Origin of the sequence: Bacillus nitratireducens (assembly GCF_036320425.1) — a bacterium.
Lineage (GTDB): Bacteria > Bacillota > Bacilli > Bacillales > Bacillaceae_G > Bacillus_A > Bacillus_A nitratireducens.
This window is the reverse complement of sequence record NZ_JAUMJO010000008.1, coordinates 85,052-107,293: the sequence shown is the minus strand read 5'-3', so window position 1 is coordinate 107,293 and position 22,242 is coordinate 85,052. Positions and strand designations below refer to the sequence as shown.

At 35.5% G+C, this 22,242-nt stretch carries 14 protein-coding genes and 1 pseudogene; 11 read left to right on the top strand and 4 right to left on the bottom strand.

Translation table 11 applies throughout. From position 1 onward, the window contains the following. Positions 1 to 4 precede the first annotated feature (4 nt). Positions 5 to 1,399: an amino acid permease gene (locus Q3V31_RS24910; RefSeq protein ID WP_000448436.1), complete on the bottom strand. Its 1,395-nt coding sequence runs from the start codon at positions 1,397 to 1,399 to the stop codon at positions 5 to 7. A gap of 449 nt (positions 1,400 to 1,848) precedes the next feature. Between Q3V31_RS24910 and treR the strand changes: the two genes are divergently transcribed. The 3 genes from treR (at position 1,849) to treC (ending at position 5,802) form a co-directional block, all read left to right on the top strand. Next, the gene (treR, locus tag Q3V31_RS24905; protein ID WP_016128671.1) at positions 1,849 to 2,559 is read left to right on the top strand and encodes a trehalose operon repressor; all 711 of its coding nucleotides are present in this window, start codon (positions 1,849 to 1,851) and stop codon (positions 2,557 to 2,559) included. 140 nt (positions 2,560 to 2,699) lie between these two features. After that, complete coding sequence (gene treP / locus Q3V31_RS24900) at positions 2,700 to 4,127, top strand: PTS system trehalose-specific EIIBC component (RefSeq protein ID WP_000513924.1); 1,428 nt, start codon at positions 2,700 to 2,702, stop codon at positions 4,125 to 4,127. 13 nt (positions 4,128 to 4,140) lie between these two features. After that, complete coding sequence (gene treC, locus Q3V31_RS24895; protein WP_000656094.1) at positions 4,141 to 5,802, top strand: alpha,alpha-phosphotrehalase; 1,662 nt, start codon at positions 4,141 to 4,143, stop codon at positions 5,800 to 5,802. 31 nt (positions 5,803 to 5,833) lie between these two features. Here the strand turns inward: treC and gerKC are convergent, their stop codons facing one another. From gerKC to gerKA, 3 genes are read right to left on the bottom strand one after another with little or no spacing between them, the layout of a single operon-like run. After that, positions 5,834 to 6,958 carry a spore germination protein GerKC gene (gene gerKC, locus Q3V31_RS24890; RefSeq protein ID WP_016128672.1) on the bottom strand — a complete coding sequence of 375 codons (1,125 nt, stop codon included), beginning with the start codon at positions 6,956 to 6,958 and terminating at the stop codon, positions 5,834 to 5,836. Beyond that, positions 6,939 to 8,045, bottom strand: a complete 1,107-nt coding sequence (locus tag Q3V31_RS24885; RefSeq protein ID WP_329767420.1) for a GerAB/ArcD/ProY family transporter — start codon at positions 8,043 to 8,045, stop codon at positions 6,939 to 6,941. Before Q3V31_RS24885 ends, gerKC begins: the two co-directional genes overlap by 20 nt. Next, positions 8,026 to 9,528, bottom strand: coding sequence for a spore germination protein GerKA (gene gerKA, locus Q3V31_RS24880; RefSeq protein ID WP_016128673.1), 1,503 nt, complete (start codon positions 9,526 to 9,528; stop codon positions 8,026 to 8,028). The genes Q3V31_RS24885 and gerKA overlap by 20 nt, the downstream gene beginning before the upstream one ends. Positions 9,529 to 9,923: 395 nt before the next feature. Here gerKA and Q3V31_RS24875 point away from each other — a divergent pair, with 395 nt between their 5' ends. From Q3V31_RS24875 to Q3V31_RS24840, 8 genes and pseudogenes are all read left to right on the top strand, one after another. Next, positions 9,924 to 11,756 carry a GAF domain-containing sensor histidine kinase gene (locus Q3V31_RS24875; protein ID WP_033670377.1) on the top strand — a complete coding sequence of 611 codons (1,833 nt, stop codon included), beginning with the start codon at positions 9,924 to 9,926 and terminating at the stop codon, positions 11,754 to 11,756. Position 11,757: 1 nt separating this feature from the next. Then, a complete protein-coding gene (locus Q3V31_RS24870) occupies positions 11,758 to 12,399 on the top strand; it encodes a response regulator (protein WP_000590684.1) in 642 nt (213 codons plus the stop codon). Positions 12,400 to 12,769: 370 nt separating this feature from the next. Then, positions 12,770 to 17,011: a S8 family serine peptidase gene (locus Q3V31_RS24865; RefSeq protein WP_097872404.1), complete on the top strand. Its 4,242-nt coding sequence runs from the start codon at positions 12,770 to 12,772 to the stop codon at positions 17,009 to 17,011. A 259-nt stretch (positions 17,012 to 17,270) separates the two neighbouring features. Further along, positions 17,271 to 17,870 carry a TasA family protein gene (locus tag Q3V31_RS24860; protein ID WP_000023369.1) on the top strand — a complete coding sequence of 200 codons (600 nt, stop codon included), beginning with the start codon at positions 17,271 to 17,273 and terminating at the stop codon, positions 17,868 to 17,870. Positions 17,871 to 18,068: 198 nt separating this feature from the next. Next, positions 18,069 to 18,755, top strand: coding sequence for a CPBP family intramembrane glutamic endopeptidase (locus Q3V31_RS24855; protein ID WP_016128676.1), 687 nt, complete (start codon positions 18,069 to 18,071; stop codon positions 18,753 to 18,755). Positions 18,756 to 18,778: 23 nt separating this feature from the next. Next, on the top strand, positions 18,779 to 19,750 hold the full coding sequence (locus tag Q3V31_RS24850; protein WP_016128677.1) for a phosphotransferase enzyme family protein: 972 nt from the start codon (positions 18,779 to 18,781) through the stop codon (positions 19,748 to 19,750). A gap of 159 nt (positions 19,751 to 19,909) precedes the next feature. Further along, complete coding sequence (locus Q3V31_RS24845; protein ID WP_016128678.1) at positions 19,910 to 21,370, top strand: alanine/glycine:cation symporter family protein; 1,461 nt, start codon at positions 19,910 to 19,912, stop codon at positions 21,368 to 21,370. Continuing rightward, positions 21,315 to 22,236 (top strand): annotated as a pseudogene (locus Q3V31_RS24840) (amino acid ABC transporter ATP-binding protein). The gene Q3V31_RS24845 and the pseudogene Q3V31_RS24840 overlap by 56 nt, the downstream one beginning before the upstream one ends. The last annotated feature ends 6 nt before the right edge of the window (positions 22,237 to 22,242 follow it).

The window sequence follows — 22,242 nt, the reverse complement described above, 5'->3', positions numbered from 1 at the left end:
TTTATTATTTTTTTTGTGAATCTTTCATTAAAATTGGATAAAGAATAAGGCCTAATACAAACAACCCAATTCCTAAGAAGAACGTTTTTAAATCAGCAGTTCCTGTTTTAATAACCCAAATGGAATATAAAAATGCTAGTGCAGTAATGATACCATCTTTTATTCGAGATCCAGGCATTATATCATACGTTTCCCCCGTAATAACTAATTTTAATTGATACAAGGTAGAAACAAGATATGGGATTAAATATGCTAATGTCGCTACAACAATAGCGAAATTGTATGCTTCGGAAACAGTACCAGAAATCGTTGAAAATAAGAAAATTTGTGTCATTACATTTGTAATAAGTAATGATTTTGAAGGGCTTCCTTTTTTATTTGTTTTTCCGAAAAACTTAGGGAAAAGCCCATTTTTTGCTGCTTGGTAAGGTACTTCTGAGCTAACAACGATCCATCCTACAGTAGAGCCGAATAAAGATACGAGTGCAAGTAAGGCCATTATATAAGCGCCTTTACTACCAATTGCTAAATTTAATGCATCTACTAATGGCTTTTGAGATTCTTTTAAAACATCTTGCGGAAGAGCGCCCATTGTTAGTAGAGTAATTGCCATGTAAATAAGAAGAGCAATAATTAATCCGAAAATCGTTGCTTTTTTAACATCACGCTGAGATTTTGCACGATTAGAAAGCATAACTGCTGACTCAATACCGATGAACGCCCAAAGTGTTGCAATAGCCGCTGAATTTATTTGTCCGCCTAATGAAATGGCTTGTCCAGATTCATTCATAAATGTTTGACCATCCCCGAAATTAGAGGCATTGAAAATGAATAATGTGATTACAATAAACATTGTAAATCCGATGATTTTTGCAATAGTAGCAAGAAGGTTCATATTTCCTGCTCTATCAATATTTTGAGAAAGAATATATTGAATTCCCCATAACATAAGGCTACATACGAGGAAAGTTAACCCTTTTCCAAGTTCTAGTGAAAATCCGTTTGTTGAAAAGAGAATTTGCTTACTTTGTAAAACTGGAAAGAATGTTGATAAATATCCAGCAAAGGAAATAATAACAGATGCTGTAGCAGCCCAGTTAGCAGCCCAATATCCCCATGCCATACTATATCCTGCAACTTTACCTGCCTTTTGGGATGTAAACATTGCTTGGGCATAACTTTGTGGTCCGGCTTTTAATTCTGGTTTTCGAATTGCTAAATTTCCAAATACGAGTGCAATCATAAATACACCAAGACCTGTAATACTCCATGCAAGTGTAGAACCCATTGGACCTGATACGTGTGCTAAATTTGCTGGGAGCATAAATACGCCACCGCCAACCATATTCCCGATAACAAAAGCTGTTAAAACCCATAATCCCCATTTTTTCGTTTCCATTTTTGTTAACTCCTTTGTAGTAAGTTTTGCTTAAACATCATTTTTTACTAGCTTTTTGGCAATAAAAAAAGAGCCATGTAGATAAAAAATACCTACATGGCTCTTCGCCTAACGTAGGTACAACGGGAATAACCCTTGTACCTACGCGTAATTTTTCCGCTAGGTTTCAAGGGTTAAGTATGATGATGATGTTTTTGTGCAAATGTAACTACAATTGTTGTATAAGTAAGCATAGTTCTTTGCTCCCTTTCTCCTCTGATTTTGAAGTTAGTATACTACATGTTTTTTTGAATGAAAAGAAAAATATAATTTTTTTTATAAAAATACGTATCATTGGTTAAATATTTACCTATATTTTTCTTGTACTGGAAAATAAGTGAGAGATTGGCAGAAGAGTGTAGCGTGGTATAATACATATAGAATTAGAAGGTGACAAGGGGCTATTGTAGATGATGAGTAAGTATGAACAAATTTATACAGAAATCAGTAAGTCTATTGATAATAAACAATTAAAAGAGGGATGCAAAATCCCATCAGAAACTGAATTGATGAGGCAGTATGAAGCAAGCCGAGGCACTGTAAGAAAAGCGGTAGATTTATTGCAAGAGCGTGGATATGTTCAGAAAATACATGGAAAAGGTGTTTTTGTTTTAAAGCGAAAAAATATTGAGTTTAATTTTGGCGGTATAGTAAGTTTTCAAGAAGAAAATGAGCGTTTAGGACGTCATTGTATTACAGAAGTCGTGGAAATAGAGAAAGTAAAAGCGACAAAAGAGGTAGCAAAGTTATTAAACGTGAAAGAAAAAACGGAAATAGATCACATTAAGCGTGTACGAAATATTGATGGAGAAAAAGTAATTTTGGATATCAATCATTTTGTATCGGAATATATTCCTGGATTAACGGGTGAAATTGCGGCGGAGTCCATTTATAAATACATTGAGAAAGAACTAGGTCTTCATATTAGTTACTCACAGAGGGTAATTGAAGTGCAACCATGTACAGAGGACGATAGAAAGTATTTAGATTTAAATGGAACAGACTATGTTGTCGTTGTGAAAAACTTTACACATTTTTATGATGGAAGTCAGTTCGAATATACAGAATCACGCCACCGCTTAGATATTTTTCATTTTTCAGATGTGGCGCGGAGGAAGTAAAGAGATGGAACAAAATATTGTTTCATCTCTTTTTTTATAAAAAAACCACCAACTCGTATATACGAGTGTTGACTAACTTATATATACGAGTTAATATGTAAGTGTAAACGGTATCAAAAAAAGAAAAGAGGGACGGGAATATGGGGAAAGACTATCGTAAAACAGCGGAAGAAGTGTTGCAGTATATTGGTGGGAAAGACAATATTGAACAAGCTGCGCACTGTGTAACGAGACTCCGTATCGCTTTAAAAGATGAAAGTAAAATAGATAATGATAAATTGCAGTCTATTTCATTAGTGAAGGGAGCGTTTCATAACGCTGGGGTATTTCAAATTGTAATCGGTCCAGGGGACGTAGATCGTGTTTACGCTGAATTGATAACGCTTGCAGGTATGGAGGAATCGACAGTAGCTGACGTAAAAGATTCTGGAAACCAAAAGTTAAATCCAGCTCAAAAATTTGTAAAAGTATTTTCAGATGTATTTATGCCGATATTACCAGCGATTGTAACAGCTGGTTTACTGATGGGGATTAACAATTTATTAGGGGCAAAGGACTTATTTTTTGATGGTAAAAATTTATTAGATGTTTATCCGAACTTAGGAGGGCTTTGGGATTTAATTAATATGATGGCCAATACAGCATTCGTATTCTTACCGGCACTTGTTGGTTGGTCAGCGACGAAGCGTTTTGGCGGTAGTCCAATACTAGGTATTGTTATGGGATTAATGCTTGTGCATCCGGCCTTATTAAACGCGTGGGATTATGGAAAAGCAGCGACTGGTTTAGAGGGACAAAAGATTGAGTACTTCGATATTTTAGGACTGTTTCAAATTGAAAAGGTAGGGTATCAAGGTCAAATCCTACCGGTTTTAGTAGCGGCATTTGTCTTAAGTAAAGTGGAAATCTTCTTAAAGAAACATGTACCAAATGCGATTCAATTATTAGTTGTACCAATTACAACAATCGTTGTAACAGGTGTGTTAGCATTGGGAATTATCGGTCCAGTTACACGTCATATTGGAGATTTATTAACAGCTGGATTAGTAGGTGTATATGAAACAGTACCAGTAGTTGGAGCAGTACTATTTGGAGCATTATATGCACCGCTCGTAATTACAGGTATGCATCATATGTTTATTGCTATCGATTTACAATTAATTGCACAACACGGCGGTACATTCATTTGGCCGATGATTGCTCTTTCTAACATTGCACAAGGTAGTGCGGCACTAGCAATGTTCTGGATTTCTAAAAATCAAAATGATAAAAGTATGGCATCGACATCAGCAATTTCAGCGTACTTTGGTATTACAGAGCCAGCGATGTTCGGTGTGAATTTACGAAATAAATTTCCGTTCTATGCAGCGATTATAGGATCTGCTGTAGCAGCGATATTCATTACATTAAATGGTGTATTAGCACCTGCTATCGGAATTGGCGGATTGCCAGCATTTATTTCTATCATTCCGAAATCGATTCCAATGTTTATCGTAGGAATGATTATCGCAATTGTAATCCCATTTACGTTAACGTGGTTATTTGCAAAAAGAGTTAAACAGAAGTAGGAGGAAGTTAAGCATGAAGGATTGGCATAAAAGTGTAGTATATCAAATTTATCCGAAGAGCTTTAATAGTTATTACAATAAAGAAACCGGTGATATAAAAGGGGTTACAGAGAAACTAGATTATTTAAAAGAACTTGGAGTAGATTATATTTGGTTAACACCGATATATGAATCACCACAAAACGATAATGGATACGATGTAAGTGATTATTACAGCATTGATCCATCTTACGGAACGATGGAAGAGTTTGAAGAGCTTTTAGAAGAAGCGAAAGCACGTGATATTGAGATTATGCTCGATATTGTCGTAAACCATAGTTCGACGGAGCATAAGTGGTTTAAAGAAGCAAAAGAAGATAAAAATAGTCCGTATCGTAATTATTATATTTGGCGTGATGAAAAGAATAATTGGCAGTCTAAATTTGGTGGATCTGCTTGGAAATATGATGAGAAAACAGAGCAATATTTTTTACATCTATTTGATGAGACGCAAGCTGATTTAAATTGGGAAAATGAAAAACTTCGTGAAGAAGTATATGATATGATGCGCTTTTGGCTTGATAAAGGGGTAACAGGATTCCGATTAGATGTAATTAACTTAATTTCAAAAGACCAAAGTTTCTTGAATGATGACGGTAGTACTGCGACAAGTGATGGGCGTAAATATTATACGGATGGTCCACGCGTCCATGAATATTTACAAGAGATGAACCGAAATGTTTTTGAAGGGAAAGATGTAATTACAGTTGGAGAAATGTCATCTACGACAATTGATAATTGTATTAAATACTCAAACCCTGAGCGTAATGAACTAAGTATGACGTTTAGTTTCCATCATTTAAAAGTAGACTATCCAAATGGTGATAAGTGGACGAAAGCGGCTTTTGATTTTATTAAATTAAAAGAGATTATGTCTAATTGGCAAATTGAAATGCAAAAGGGCGGAGGATGGAATGCATTATTCTGGTGTAATCATGACCAGCCTCGCATTGTGTCACGCTTTGGAGATGATGGGAAATACCGAAATGAATCTGCTAAAATGTTAGCGACAGCTATGCATATGTTGCAGGGCACACCTTACATTTATCAAGGGGAAGAAATCGGTATGATGAATCCTAAATTCGAGTCCATCGAGCAATATCGTGATGTGGAATCGTTAAATATATATGATATAAAGCTAGAAGAAGGATTATCAAAAGAAGAGATTATAGGGATTTTAAAACAAAAATCTCGTGATAATTCCCGTACTCCGATGCAGTGGAATGAAGAGGTGAACAGCGGTTTTACAACGAGTACACCTTGGATTTCCGTGGCTGATAGTTATACAGAGATTAATGTAGAAAAAGCGTTAGAAGAGAAAGAATCTGTATTTTATCATTATAAAAAACTAATTGAACTAAGAAAAACATATGATGTTATTACAGAAGGGGAATATGCTATTTTAGATGCAAATCATCCTAAGATTTGGGCATATACACGCACTGTAAATGATGAAGTATTACTTGTTATAAATAACTTCTATGGAGAAGAAATAACGTATTCTGTACCAGTTCATGTTCAATTGGATGGTATGAAACAAGAAGTAGTAGTATCAAATTATAAAGATTCAAGTACGGATATTAAGAAGCTTAATTTAAGACCATATGAATCAATTGTATATCGATATACGAAATAAAAGGTTGTATGCCGCCCGGCATACAACCTTTTTACTTTAGGACACCGCTATATAAAATATTTACTTCTACTTCTGGTTTGAACTTCACTTTTGCATAATCTTCATTCCAATTTTTTTGCTTCCATAAATCAGGATGATAAGCGATAAGGTGTCTCCCGATACCGAAAGCATCACAATTTGCTTTTTGTAACTTTTTCGTTATCTTTTGAGCTTCTTTTGTAAGCTGTTTAGACAGTTCTTTATTTAGTTTTTTTCTTTCATCCATCTTGTAAAGATTATCTCTTGGAGCTTCAAGGGCGATTACTTGCAGTTTCAGTTTTAGATGGGCGTAAACATTTCCTTTTTTGTCAGTTGTTATGTTTAATTCTCTTTTTAGTTTCCGATTGCTCACTTCCATTGTTAAATAATCAGATGTCTTCTCTGATTCATCGCTAGTAAGTTTTTGGGTTATACGGGCACTTGTTCCCATTTTTCCGGTTAATAACACGAATAAAACAGATTGTTTCAAAGGTAAATGCCCAGTTAATTTATCGTTGTTAAATAAAGCTAACCCGTTTGTAATTACTTCTTTTCCTTTTATTTTTATAGAAGGGAGGGTAAAGTCTTTACCGGGATCTAACATTTTTGTAGCAGCTGTTTCTAAAGTTTCTTTTGGAAATACACTCATATCTTCTAAGCTTTTCACTTTTTTCTTTAGAAAATCTCCAATTAGTAAATTTCCTACTTTCTTTTTTTCGAGTATCTCGGATGTTTCACCATCTACTGCAATAAGTTTTACTAAAGCAGTTGGGTTTGATGGATCCCGAAAGCTAACATCTAAATAGGGTAGTATACCTTTTTTTAGAATTTTGGTTCCTAGTAATTGAACACCATATTTGAAATAGCGAATATTTCCAGTCACATTTTTTTTTAGGGCATCGCTTGTATCCCTTATGTTATGCCCGGTTGCTGAATGTATTTCATTCTCGAATGAAGATTGCTCTCCGCTTGAACTTTTTACAAGCTCAACTGTTTGCTGGAGTTGATTCTCTTCCGTAATATCAGATCCAATACTATAAGCTAGCCTTGCTTCCCTTAATGGTTCTTGATCCCAACAGCCAGAAAGGAGGGAACTAGTACATAATATAAAAAGGAATTTAACTCTTTTTTTGAACATACTGTTCTCCTTTCTTCTTTCTTATTACTGAATAAAGTAGAAATAAAAGAGGGAGGACAACGATGAAAATATAGGTTAACTTATCAGTGAAAGTTGCAATTACTTTTAATTCTTCAGGTGTATCTATAAATAAGGCTACACTAAAAGCAATAATACCAACGATTGGAACGGCCTTTTTATGATTAGCAAGATTGAATATATGTCCAATTCCTATTGAGGCAGCACAGTAATAACTAGCAATAGAAGCCACAACTGTTATCATCCATATTGGTATGAATAGTAAATCAGTTCGATCTATAATCCCAATATGCAAGGAGCGTAATAAGTAAGCAACTGGCTCTGGAATAAGTTCAACTTGTTTTGGACTAAATACGATAAAGCAAATCCAAACAGTAAAAGTATAAAAAAGCGTTACAAATCCATTAGCGATAGAAATGGCCTTCAGTTTTGCCACAGAACTGCCATTTACTTTTGGAAAAGCGATAAGAATAATTTCAAAACCATACATGGCTGTAATTGTTTCCCTTGATGCTTGAATTATATTCCACCATCCGGCTTCTGTAATAGGAAAAATATAAGAGAAATCAGCTCGGGAAAGCCCCAGGGCAATTAAAAGGGCCATTGGAATAATGAGAATAGAGGCCATGACATAAAATCGTACAATCACCTTAAATGTATTATAGGCTACGTAGCAACAAGCTATTGTAAATAGTATGAGAATTGCAGACCAGGGGGTGGCTTGTAAGACCCATACTTTAATGACATTACAAGCATTTAACATAACCGTCATACCGATAAGGGTAAAATAAAAAACATAAGCAAAACCTAACAGTTTTCCAAACTTATTACCAAATAGCATACAAACACTTTCATACATATCAGCATCAGGAAATCGTTTTAAGAAAAGCCACATAAGTAAAATAATAAGTTGAATCGCAAGCCCAGCGATGAGAGCAGAAATCCACCCACCACCTTTCGCAATGGGGTGAAGACGGTTTGGTAGAGAAAGGATACCAACTCCGATTTGGCATTGAATAACGAAAAAGGTAAATTGAACAAGCGAAATTTTACTTTGCGTGTTTGTCACCGTCCTCATCCTCTCTCGTTACATGTTGTCGTTGCATTTTTTTCGGCTTTGGATCATGTGGTCGTTCCCAAAATGACCACATTGGAAATCTGACAAAAGAATCTTTCATATCTTTTATCCGCATTGGAGCAATAGGAGAAAGATATGGTGTATGAAAAGAATGAAGCTGACATAAGTGAACGAAAGTTATAATTAAACCAAATGAAATTCCTACATATCCAAATATGGCAGCAAGGATCATTAACGGAAAACGAAGAATCCGAACTGCTGAACTCATATCGTTTGATGGAACGAGAAAAGATGAGATTGCAGTTAAAGCTACAACGATAATCATTGTGTAAGAAACGAGTCCGGCTTTTACAATTGCATCACCAATTACTAAACCACCTACAATACCGATTGTTTGTCCAACGCGGCTCGGCAGACGAATACCAGCTTCCCGTAATAATTCGAAAATTAACTCCATTAAGAGAGCTTCAAAAATAGGAGGAAGTGGCACTTTCTCTAATGAAGCTTTAATTGTATACACAAGTTCGAGTGGCAACACATCAGGATGAAACGCCACGGTTGCGATATATATAGCTGGTAAGAGAAAAGCGATTAAGAAACTTACTAAGCGGATCATTCGTACGAAGGAACCGACAATCCAGCGGTTATTATAATCATCTGGTGATTGATAAAAAGCAAATAATGTAACGGGAACGATAAGTGCTGTTGGATCTCCATCTGATAAAATAGCAACTCGCCCCTCCATTAAATTAGCAGCAGTTCTATCTGGGCGCTCTGTATTTAATTGTTGTGGGAATGGTGAGAAAGACGTATCTTCTATGAATTCTTGTATGTAACCTGGTGGCATTAGTGCATCGGTCTTAATCGTTTCTAATCTTCTTTTTACTTCTGTGACGAGATCATCATTCGCTATATTTTGCATATAAGCAATTGCCACTTTTGTGTGCATTTCTTCACCAAGTGTGAAATATTTAACGACGACATTTGGACTTTTTATGAGTTTACGAATAGAAGCTAAATTGGTTGCTAAATCTTCTACAAAACCAGAATGTGGTCCGCGTACAACACCTTCATTGTCAGGCTCTTTTATATCCCTTTTTAAAGATAAAGCTGTTTCGAAAATACAAAAACTTTCAACATGTTCATGAAAATATAACGATTTACCCTGTAATAAAAGTTGAATTCCATAATTTAAATTCGTTTCTTTTTTCATATTCAAAGTAGAAAAGGCTTTATCTAAAGACAATTCTGATCGAGTTAATAAAGGCTCAAGAGCTAATTGATGAATTAAATTTGGGTCTGCTAAAGATTCGATATATATAATGATTCCTTTTCCATTTTGAAAAGGGACATCTAATTTTTTTATATCATCTGAATGACAGAGCTTATTTTCAATGTAATTAATATTTTCCGGAAGTGATGGAAACATATGCTTCGTTTTATTTTTTTGTTGGTTATTACTTTGCTCTGTCATCATGTCCACCTCTTTTAGAATAAAATTCCTTCTGTTAATTTTTGTTGTTTGTGAGAAATTTATGCTTGGATTATTTGAAAAAATTAGCTTGAAAGTTACGTTACGTCATCTTTTATACTGAAGAAAATAGGATATAGGGGATGGAAAGAAAGCGTATATTAGATTAGCGATATTAATATATATCTTTTGTACTATAGAGGATAAGCCTAGCAGTATGCATAATTACATCGTTTGATGAATAGGAAATTTATGAGAATCGATTTATACTAGTATTGTGTCTTGCCTTTTTAGGTGTAGTACACAGCCGGTGATTGGCTAGTGGAGGTTTTTCCATTTTGCCAGTGCCGGTTTTTTGTTGGATAATAGAGAAAATATATAAGAAGGAAGGGATCGTTTTGAAAGATGTAGATTCTATTTCTATGAGAGAAAAAGTTGCTAGCTTTTATCTTTATTTCATTTCTTTTTTGGGTTTAATTACTATAACTATCTCTTTACTTGAAATTAAAATCCCTTCTCATCTAACAATACTAGTATTGTTAGTACTGTTTATGGGGATCACAGAGTATTTTCCTGTACGATTTTGGAGGGGAGTAAGTTCACTTAGCTTTCCGATTATTTATTCTATGCTTTTGTTGTTTGGGACACATATAACCGCGCTCGCTCTTGTATTTGTTACTTTAATTATTCATTTGCTTCGGCGTTCTCCAATGGAAAGGATGCTTTTTAATAGTACACAGCATGCTCTTAGCCTTGTGTTAGCAGAATGGTTTTCTAGCAAATGTATGGTGTGGTTTTCCAGTGTAATAAATATGGAAGTTTTATATGAGAACTTATTATTTTTACTATTGTTTAGTATATTTTTCTGTTTTTTCAACAATCTCTTTTATGATTTACTAATGGTACTTCTTCCTCAGACATATTCGATACATCGATGGAATCAAAAAAATATATCAGTCTTTTTTTGTGAAAGTTTTTGTCTATTCTATGCCGTTCTTATACACATATTAGATAGCCAATATTCTTTAGAGCTAAAAGGAATTATTGTTTTGTTCTTTTTCTTCCCACTTGTGGCAATCTCTATCATTAGTTCATTTTCTGCACGAATACGGATGGAAAAAGAAAGATTGTACGAATTTTTTCTTATTACGACAGAAATAAGCCGTGGATTATCTGGAGGAAATCTTCAGCACATAAAAAAATCACTTAAAGGATTTCTAGGGATACAGGCATATGTATTATGGACAAAAGACGAGGGAGAATGGAATATACAGTTGAGGGATGGGAAATTGAAAAATGATATAACTGATTATTCCGACGAAAAAGGAGAGTTCTGCAAAATAACTGAAAATACTGTTTTTAATAATTGGAAGGTTGGTACAGCACCAGGAGATGGGGTGTTTGAGGATGTTATACGTTCTTTAGTTTATTTCCCTCTTATTGTAAATAATGAGTTGATCGGGATGTTTGTTGCAGGTAAAAGTAGAGGTGCTGGTTTTTTCCCGGAAGATGTGCAGTTGTTAGCGACATTTTCCAACCAATTAGCTAACATAGTTAAAACAAGAATACTTATTTCTGAACAAGAAAAAAGGATGATTTTAGAAGAAAGAAATCGAATTGCACGCGAGATTCATGATGGTATTGCACAAGCTTTGGCTGGGGTGATATTTCAACTAGAGTCCGCTCAGAAAAAATACCATGATAAACCTATTGATATGCAGCAAGTAGTCGAGAAAAGTATAAAGGATTTAAGGGAAAGCTTAGGAGAAGTTCGCTATTCTATTTACGCTTTAAAGCCGTATCCCACACAACAATTAGGGCTTAAACAGGCGATAGCAAGTAAAATAAAATCTTTAAAACAAGAATATGAACTAGACATTACATATCATGAAAGAGGTCATTCACGTGCGCTCAGCTTTTCAAAAGAAAGAGTTATTTTTGATACATTACAAGAGAGTTTACAAAACATTGTTAAACATGCACAAGCAGAAGAAATTGATGTTTTGCTAAGTTATCAAAGTGAGCACGTGCTTTTAAAGGTTAAGGATAATGGAGTTGGCTTTTCACTATTTGAGTCTATGGTTAAAACGAAGCATGAGCCACATTATGGTATATTACATATGAATGAACAAGCTGAACAACTAGGGGCTACTTTACAGATTGATAGTTCTTTAGGTAAAGGGACAGAAATTACACTGTTAATTCCAGATTCACAAACAAGGGGTGCGTAAAATGATTAAAATATTAGTAGTGGATGATCATGCTTTTTTACGAGACGCAATTCGGAGCATACTAGAGGTTGAATCTGATATGAAAGTGGTTGGAGAGGCGAGCTCTGGGGACGAGGTATTGGGAAAAGTAGAGGAATGTAGACCAGACTGTATTTTGATGGATATTAATCTTCCAGGGAAAAATGGAATTGAAGCTACGGGATTAGTGAAAAAAAAATATCCTAATTGCCGAGTACTTGTTTTTACAATGTATGAGCATGATGAGTACTTAATGGATGCGCTTCAGTCTGGTGCTGATGGTTATTTATTGAAGGATTCATCATCGGAGCAGGTAGTGGCAGCAATTCGAATGTTATATCAAGGCGATTCAGTTATTCATCCGCGTATGACGAAAAAATTAATTACATATCATCAGCAAAAAATGAAATTAGAATCAAATGAAAATGAACTGACGGAACGTGAAAAGGAAATTCTCTTTGAATTAGTAAAAGGGCTTAGTAATAAAGAAATTGCTGAAGCTCTATATATTAGTGATAAAACAGTTAAAATTCACATCAATAAAATTTTTAAAAAACTAAATGTAAAAAGTCGATCGCAAGCGGTGATTTATGCTGTTCGAAATCAATTGGTTCCGTTGGATTAAATAAGAGATGCTTAAAAGAACTATCGTGTTTCTTTATTCTATATTACAAAGAATAAAGGGCAAGGTAGTTCTTTTGTACTATTTGGGCATAGAATCATTAGAAAAAAATTACTCCTTTTGTTTAATATTCAGAAAAATCAAAATGTGAAATAATAAAAATAGAATTATTGCTTAACGCTACTAATAATTCATGTTGTAAATCGTTGTAGTTGGAAACAATTTATGGGGGCTTTTATAGAAAGAAGATTAGTAGTGTTGGAGATTCTCGATTATTTTAAATAGATTCAAGGTTGATAGAATTGCCAATGCTAAATAGGAGATCAGAGGATTTATTTTAGAAAAAATAATTTTAATAATAAGGAGATGCGCTATGAAGAAGGGGAAATTCGGAAAAATACTTATCGGAACGCTAACTGTTGGTATGTTAATGTCTCAAGGAATTCCATATAACGTATTGGCCGAAGAGGTAAATACAACTACTTTAACTGGGATTGATGATGCAAATGCTATATTGAAAGGTCTTACAAAGGAACAACGTAATGCCTTAAAAACGTTAGATACAAAACCAGGTTTTGTTATTTCACCAGGCATCAATACAGCAAGTCCTGATAATGTGAATGTGATTGTAGAGTTTAAGCAAGCACCTAGCAAAATCGAGATGTTAAAACAAGCAGCTAAGGGGAAAAAAATAGCCCTTTCAACTGCGGAACAAAAGGTAGAAGCATCTCATAAAGAATTTAAATCAGAGTTTGAGCAGCTTCAAAAGAATAAAGATAAAGGGACGAATTTTAAATCTGCCAAAATAACAAGAGAATATAAGAATGCTTTTAATGGTGTAGCGATTTCGTTACCTGCGAATATGATTGAAGACTTAGTTCGCACTGGTATTGTTAAGCGCGTATGGGAAGATAGTGAGGTCAAAATTGATTTGCCGAAAGAAACAGCTAAGACTGCTGCCGAACCCAAAATGGCAGATAGTGTACCGCAAATTGGTGTGGACAAGCTGCATGATGAAAAAATAACAGGTAAAGGAATTAAGGTAGGTGTACTGGACACAGGTATTGATTACAACCACCCGGATTTGAAAGATGCATATAAAGGATATCGTGCAAAGCAAGGTGAGGATCCAAGCAAAATAGATCCGAACTCAATAAAAGGATGGGACTTTGTTAATAATGATGCTGATCCAATGGAGACAACGTATAAGGATTGGCAAAATTCTGGAGGATATCCTGAGATTTATAATGGAAGTGCATATTATACATCCCATGGTACTCATGTAGCTGGGACAATTGCTGCAGACAAACAGAATAGTGTGGATTATGCAGTTAAGGGAGTCGCTCCAGATGTAGATTTATATTCATATCGTGTATTAGGTCCATATGGAAGTGGACAAACAAGCGGTATTCTTGCTGCGATTGATAAAGCAGTGAAAGACGATATGGATGTTATCAATTTATCATTAGGTGCGTCTATTAATGATCCTTTATATCCAACTTCTGTGGCAGTGAACAATGCCATGTTAGCTGGTGTTGTTACAGTAGTAGCGGCAGGGAACACAGGTCCAGAAGAAGGGACTCTTGGATCACCTAGTGCAGCAGCGCTTCCAATTACAGTTGGAGCAAGCGATGCTGCGATGAACATTCCAACGTTTTCAGCTAGTGCAGGTGATTTACAAGTGGATAAGATGATGCTACTAGGTAAAAGTTTTACTGATAAAATTGAAGACTTAAAAGGACAATCCATACCCGTTGTATATGCAGGACTTGGGAAATCAGGTGATTTTACAGGGAAAGATGTTAAAGGGAAGTTAGCTCTTATCCAACGCGGTGAGATTACATTTGATGAAAAAATTAAAAATGCTAAGGAAGCAGGCGCAAAGGCGGTAATTGTATACAACAATGTAGATGGTGAAATTACAAGTTATCTTGGGGAAAGTACTTCATCTATTCCATCGTTCCGCTTAACAAAAGTAGATGGTGAGAAATTGCAAGCAAAAGCTGTACAAGGAGATGTGTCTTTAGCGTTTGGAGAACTTAGTAACACAAAAACAGAGGGAGATCACTTAGCTGATTTCAGCTCCCGTGGTCCTGCAACTAAAACAGATGATATTAAGCCAGATATTGTAGCACCAGGTGTGTCTATTTTCTCAACTGTTCCTGAATATATTAATGATCCAAAGGATGGAGAAAATTATCCGGTAGCGTATGGACGTATGTCAGGTACATCTATGGCAACTCCTCATACTGCGGGGGTAGCGGCACTCATTTTACAAGAACATCCAAACTATAGTCCATTTGAAGTAAAAGAAGCACTTATGAATACCGCAGTTGACTTAAAAGAAGAGCGTTCTGTATTTGAAGTAGGCTCAGGCCGAATTGATGCGTATCGTGCGGTTCATGCAGATACAGCTATCGAGGTTATTGATAAAACATCAAACGTTGTAAATGATGAAGAAGTAGAAATTGAAGAAAAAACAGGTTCTATTGCATTCGGGTATAAAAATCAATTGGGAAATGGACCTATTAAAGATAGTCGAAAAGTCTTAATTAAGAACAGCAGTAAAACAGACGGGAAAGAGTTTAAATTAGAAGTAAAGTTTTCACCAACAAATGTAGGTGTGAAGGACGCAGCGAAGAATGGTGTGAAGCTGAACGTACAAGATTCTATTAAAGTGGCTCCTGGTACATCAGGGGAAATTAGCCCTGAAATTATCATTCCAGAAAACGCTGAATTCGGTAGATATGAGGGATATATTCATATTTCAAATAAAAATAATGAAAAAGAAGTATATCAAGTGCCATTTGCAGTGAAGTTCACAGAAAAGGGGATTGAATCTGTAGATTTGCTGAGAGACGCAATGGCAACAGATGGGTCTAAATTCCATCCATTTATGGAAAGCCCAAGTTCACCGCTGACATTTAAATTAAATAGTCCTCTTGAAACCATTGATGCAGTTGTGAAAGATCGAAAAACAGGAAAGGCATTAGGAGTCGTTGGTACACTTAATGCAAGTAGTCTAACACCGAATGTTGAATATATGATGTTTTCTGGTATGGGAGGATATGTATTTCCGTTCACAGGAGATCCTGCCCATCCAATTGGGGATAAACCTGTTATGTTGCCTGATGGAGATTACGAATTGAACTTCGTTGGATATGATAAAGATGGGAAATCTTATATAAAAGGCGATAGCATTATCATTGATAACGTCATACCTGAAATGAAATTTAAGGATGTACAACCTGGTATTCATGAAGTAAATGATTCCATGTTTAAAGAAGAAGACGGTCAGCGAGCATTATGGGTGCATGGTAATATTTATGATTCTACAGTGGATGCATTAAAGGCAAAAGGCCTGCAGTATGATCAAAAAGCTAATCAAATTGTATATTATCAGAACTCGGCCTTTCCATCAGGTTGGCTGAATACAATTCAGGCCAATGGTGATTTTAAATTTGGAGTACTTCCAGAAGAAATAAATGAGCCGTTAAATTTAAAATTATTTGGATATGACCTCGCAACTGCAGGGAATATGGCAACTGGATATAAAGATTACGTCTTTGTAAAAGAAGGGACAGAATATGCTGTTCCAAGTTATGACAAAGATAAAATAAAATTAGGAGAAAAAATTACGTTAACTTTAAATCTCAATAATGTAAAACAACTTACGGCAGGTACATTTGAAATCCCTTATGATAAGCAGCTATTTAAATTTGCAGATGTGAAACCAAATTCAGCGCTTACGGAATATGCAAAACAACATGGATTAAACTTGAAATTAGAAGATCCGGCTATAAATACAGAAGGAACTTGGGAAAACAAGGTGAAAGTTGGCGCATCATTGGAAGGAAAAGAATTTAAAGGATTAGATGGAGATACACCATTTTTAGATGTTACATTCGAAATGACGAGCGATGAATATTTTAATGATTTAACTGCATTTGGAGCAGATAAGTTCTCTTATACAAAAGCTGGTGCATCAGAAGGTACTGAGATTCCTGTGTTTAAAGATAAATCTTTTGCTATTGTTTCGAAACATTCAACAGTTACAGGATATATTGGTCCGGAAGCTTTCTTGAATGAAGAGGGGTATTTAGGTAAGAATGATTACACAAAACTAGGAGCAAAAGTGTACGCAGTTGGCAAGGATGGAAAGAAATATACAGGAACGGTTAATGATAATGGGCAATTTGAAATTCATAGTGTTCCTGTAAGCGATAAAGAATATGATATTTTCGTAGAAATGCCGGGTCATTTAAATAGTAAATTAACTACAAAAATAGGGAAAATGCAAGATGGAGAATTAGTGGGACAAAACTTTAGAGCCGATATGGATGACAACCTTGCAGGTGATGTAAACGGCGATAAAATGGTAGATATTCAAGATGCTAGAATAGCAGCTCTGTCATATGAAAAAGGAAAAGTGGCTGTTAAAGATGGTGACGTGAATCAAGACGGTGTTGTGAACGAAACTGATATTCGTTTTATTGAGAAGAACTTCTTGAAAAAGGGTTCAGATGCTAAAGAGAATCAAAAACCAAAAGAAAATGTGGGTCCAGTGACGTTAGATAAAATCTTGCGTTCCATTGGATTAGAACCAAAAAAATAAGTGGGCACAATTCTAGAGTAAATTAAGCGATAAAACAATGCTTATAGAATTAAATAGGATTTACTAACAATGGACCGGTAATGATTCACTGTAACATTACCGGTTACTCTTAAAGTGATAGTTATTTGGATACATGAAGTAAATAGTTTAACGTTGATTAGGTTTCGTTATGAGGTAAATTATTCACTCAATTATTATTGTTTGTGGGATGGGAATAAGCTTTGTAGTTTGAGCTCTAAAAATAGGGGGGACTTGTGAAATGAGTATTAAGAAAAAACTTGGTATGGGTGTTGTAACTGCAGCGCTTGGCTTATCTTTAATTAGCGGGGGAACATATGCGTATTTTAGTGATAAGGAAGTATCACAAAACACGTTTGCAGCGGGTACTTTAGATTTGAGTGTTAATCCTGAAGTTGTTATTAATGTCGACAATATTAAACCAGGTGATGAAATGGAGCGCGGTTTTCAATTAGTTAACAAAGGAACCTTAGCAATAGGAGATGTGAAACTTCTTACAGATTACAGTGTAATCGACGCTAAAGGAGATAATGGAAATGCTGATTTTGGTGATCATATCCGTGTTGATTTCTTGTGGAATTTGGATAAAAATGAGGTTCCAATATGGTCTACTACATTGTCAGAATTAAAGGTAGCTACGCAAAATGGAAGTATTCCTGATCTTGTGCAAAAAGGTGTTGTAGACCGAGAAGGAAATGGACTTGCTCCTGGTGATGATGATACTTTCTACGTAATGTTCACATTTGTAGATAACGATGAAGAGCAAAATGTATTTCAAGGAGATTCATTGAAGTTAAATTGGACCTTCAACTCAATGCAGACAAAAGGTGAAGAGAAATAAAGATAAATGTTATAAATGAGAATGAATTGATGAAGAATTGAGGAATAGAATTTTTAATAGTGTAAAGGTTGATTGAGTGAATCAACCTTTTTTTATTTTGTGAGAAAATTACGCTTGAATTATTTGAAAAAAGTAGCTTGAAAGTTACGTTACGTCATCTTTTATACTAAAAAAAATAGGATATAGGGGATGATATAGATGACTTTAAAATGTATGTGGGGATGGAAAGAAATTTTATATTTATTTGTTTTCGTATTTCTGATTGTACCAGTAATGGTTGAATCTCTTTTTTATGATTATGCTTTAAAAATAATAGGGAACTCATTATATGCTGGAGTATTAATGGGACTTATAATGGCAGTGATATTTACATTTTTAGTTTATCTTTTTTGCATGAAAAGATATAACCTGTCGTGGAAAGATATTGGAATTCGGAAGCTTTCATGGAAGGATTTCTTATGGACAGTTGTAGTGGTTATTTTCTTAATTATAGTTAGTGCTGCTGTATTAATGATAATGGAGAAAATGGGTATTTCCTTTGAAAATAGTAAAACAGAGACGGTCCAAAATAATAAATCAATCTACGCATTTTGTATCGCGGTAATTGGAGCGGCGGTTATATCTCCAATCTACGAAGAGATTTTATATCGAGGTGCTATTTATACGTTTTTTCGTGATAGATATGGCATATGGGGCGGCGTACTTATAAGTTCCATAATATTTACCGTTGTTCATATTCCAACATATAACACATTACCGGTGAATTTTTTAAGCGGAGTAGCATTTGCGTGGTTATATGAGAAAACAAATTCTATTTTATCGGCTATGATTGCCCATGCACTATTTAACTTCATAGCAGTACTTCTCACATTTATGTCGAATTAAGAAGAGATATAGGAGGGATACATATGGAAATAGCTGTAGAACGTGTTTTTACAAAAGGGATTTTAGCAAGAGCAGCAAAGGCATATCATGTAACGGTGGAAGAAAAGCCACTTGGTGATTTTGAAAATTATATTTTTAAGGCGAAGGGTAAAAATAATGAGGATTACGTATTACGCTTAACCCATTCTTCTCATCGTTCTAAAAAAGAGGTAGAGGCCGAACTAGATTTTTTACGGTATGTTGCGGAGCATGGGGCAAAAGTGGCGGGACCTCGTAATTCAATATCTCAAAACCTTGTAGAAGAAATTGGAGCGGAAGATGGCACTTGCTTTTTTGCGTCTTTATTTACATATGCACAAGGTGAGCAAGTAAAAGGAGAAGAATCGCCTTATTGGGGAGATGCTTACTTTGAAGCGTGGGGAAAATCAATTGGACAGCTGCACCGCCTTACAATGGATTATCCTAAAACAGACTACCGTGATACGTGGGAAGAGGATGAAAGTAGCATTGTTAATGTATTAGAAGATGAGAAGGTGAAAGGGATTGCCACTGCATTAATGGAGGAAATAAAGGCTCTTCCGGTTAAAAGAGAAACATTCGGTCTTATGCATGGTGATATTCATCCAGGTAACTTTCATTATGATGGCAAAGAGCTAACAATCTTTGATTTTGATGATGCAGCTTATAATTACTTTATACATGATTTAGCAATGGTTCTCTATTACTCTGTTCTATTTACACCGTGGACTGCGGAAGAGAAGACAAAATTTGCTTGTAAACAGTTACAAGTGTTACGAAAAGGTTATGAATATGAGCATAGACTGGCGGATAGTTGGTATGAATCGTTACCGTTATTTTTACGTCTACGTGATATTGGTTTATACGGTACGCTTCAAAAGAAGTTTAAAGGGAAAGATATGCCAGATCATTTCCGAGAATTAGCAGAACAACTCTATGAAAGAATTATAAAGAAGGAAGCAATTGTGAATATATAATACATTCATATCGAAACAAAGTATACAAAATAAATGTATACTTTGTTTTTTTATACAAAAATATGTTTGTTTTATTAAAATAATATTGTTATAGATTCGGTATGCACTTATAATTTTATATATATTCTGAATATTCTTTATAAAGGAGGAGGGGGAAAGTTGGAAGCTATCGTAAGTTGGATAAATAATATTGTTTGGAGTCCAGCACTTGTCTACTTATGTTTAGGAGTAGGTCTATATTTTTCCATTCGAACAAGGTTTTTACAAGTAAGACATGTAGGAGAAATGGTGAAGCTTACATTTAAGGGAGAAAAGTCTGATGCGGGTGTTTCTTCGTTCCAGGCATTAGCACTTTCGTTATCAGGGCGCGTTGGAACAGGAAATATTGCCGGTGTTGCAACGGCTGTTGCCTTTGGTGGTCCAGGGGCTGTATTTTGGATGTGGGCGGTAGCCTTTCTAGGAGCTGGTTCTGCATATGTAGAATCGACGCTTGCACAAATATATAAGACGAAGCATCAAGGGCAATTCCGCGGTGGTCCTGCTTATTACATTGAAAAAGGACTAGGTGTTAAATGGTATGCTTTAGTATTCGTTGCAGCGACAATTCTTGCGACGGGGATGCTGTTACCGGGTGTTCAGGCGAATAGTATTGCTGTAAGTCTAGAAACAGCTTTTGGTATTAATACTTCCGTATCAGGAGCGGTATTAGTAGCGGCATTAGCACTTATTATATTTGGTGGAGTTAAGCGAATTGTTAACGTAGCGCAAGTTGTAGTACCGTTTATGGCGCTTGGCTATATTTTAGTAGCTTGTGTAATTGTGGCTATGAATATTGAAAAATTACCAGACGCTTTCATGTTAATTTTAAAAAGTGCATTTGCATTAGAAGCGGCTTTTGGCGGGATTATCGGTTTAGCAATTTCTTGGGGTGTAAAACGTGGTATTTATTCAAACGAAGCAGGGCAAGGAACTGGGGCCCATGCAGCAGCAGCAGCTGAAGTATCGCATCCAGCTAAACAAGGGTTAGTACAAGCATTTTCCGTTTACATTGATACATTATTTGTTTGTTCAGCAACAGCATTCATGATGATTATTACAGGCATGTATAACGTATTTGATGCAAGCGGAAAAAACTTTATCGTCAATAAATTAAATGGTGCACAGCCAGGTCCTGGTTATACACAGGCAGCAGTAGAATCTGTTTTCCCTGGATTTGGAAACGGTTTCGTGGCAATCTCTCTACTATTCTTCGCATTTACAACAATTATGGCTTATTACTACATTGCAGAAACGAATATCGCTTACTTAAATCGTGATAAAGACCGCCCTTGGATGTCTATCGTACTAAAGTTTGTATTCTTAGGAGTTGTATTCTACGGTAGTGTAAAAACAGCAGAAACAGCGTGGGCTTTAGGAGATATTGGTGTAGGAATTATGGCATGGGTTAACATTATTGCGATTCTATTATTACAAAAGCCGGCATTGATTGCATTAAAGGATTATGAAAAGCAGAAAAAAGAAGGAAAAGATCCAGTATTCGATCCGCAGAAATTAGGAATTAAAAATGCTGATTTCTGGGAGCATGAATACGGGAAAGACAAGAAAGAAGAAGTATCTTAAGAGAATAGAAATGAAGGAGCAAAGGGAAATCCCTTTGCTCTTTTTTATGGACAAAATGAAGCTGAAAGTTATTTTTTTGCCTATTTTTGAATATAAAAAGAATGTACATGCTTTGTTTAGGGGAAGGGGGGAGTATGGTGATAGAGTTTCGTAATGTAAATAAATATTATGGTAACTTCCAAGTTTTGAAAAATATTAATGTGCAAGTGAAAAAAGGTGAAGTGGTAGTAGTTGTTGGTCCTTCAGGATCAGGAAAAAGTACATTGCTTCGGTGTATAAATCAGTTAGAGGCGATTACCGATGGAGAATTAATCGTACAAAATACAGACGTACACAATAAAAAAACAGATATGAATGAATTACGCCGAAATATTGGTATGGTCTTCCAGCATTTTTACTTATACCCACATAAAACAGTTCTGCAAAATATTACACTAGCACCAATTAAAGTAAATAAAACTTCAAAAGAAGAAGCAGAGAAAACAGCGATGTTTTATTTAGAGAAAGTAGGAATTCCGGAGAAGGCTAGCGTATACCCGCATCAATTATCCGGAGGACAACAGCAAAGGGTAGCAATTGCTAGGGGGCTCGCAATGCAGCCGGAAATTATGCTATTTGATGAGCCTACGTCTGCTCTTGATCCAGAGATGATCGGGGAAGTACTTGATGTTATGAAGACGCTAGCTAAAGAAGGGATGACGATGGTCGTTGTCACGCATGAAATGGGATTCGCGCGAGAAGTAGCAGATCGGATTTTGTTTATGGATGATGGTCAAATTATTGAAGATACAATACCGGCGCAATTTTTTGCAAGTCCTGAACAAGAAAGAGCTCGTCTATTTTTAAGAAGAGTGTTAAATCATTAAAGGGGG